Source organism: Pseudophaeobacter profundi (assembly GCF_029697505.1).
Lineage (GTDB): Bacteria > Pseudomonadota > Alphaproteobacteria > Rhodobacterales > Rhodobacteraceae > Pseudophaeobacter > Pseudophaeobacter profundi.
On record NZ_JARJEF010000212.1, the window covers coordinates 1 to 277 of the forward strand.

A 277-nucleotide genomic window follows, 5' to 3' on the forward strand; every position below is an offset into this window, starting at 1 on the left:
CTTCAGGTGCATCAGGGAACTTCTGAGCACTGTGGTCAGCGCAGGCCATGCGGATGCGCGCGGCCGTCGCTGGAGAGTCGAAACGGAAGTATCCGTTGAGTCCGACGGCCGCGCGCGCCGCCGCCACCGCCTCTCGGATAGCAAACAGCACCGAGCACGCCAGGAACAGAGGCGGTTCACCTACAGCCTTTGATGAGTATACAGCTCTGGGGTTGGGAGCACCTTTCAGCAGCGCCACGTTGAACTCTGCAGGAATGTCGCCAAAGCTTGGTATCTT

General features: G+C 60.6%; 1 pseudogene. It reads right to left on the reverse strand.

Going from position 1 to position 277, the window contains the following annotated elements:
- Positions 1–277: pseudogene (locus tag P2081_RS20780) on the reverse strand (hypothetical protein); the annotation flags it as partial.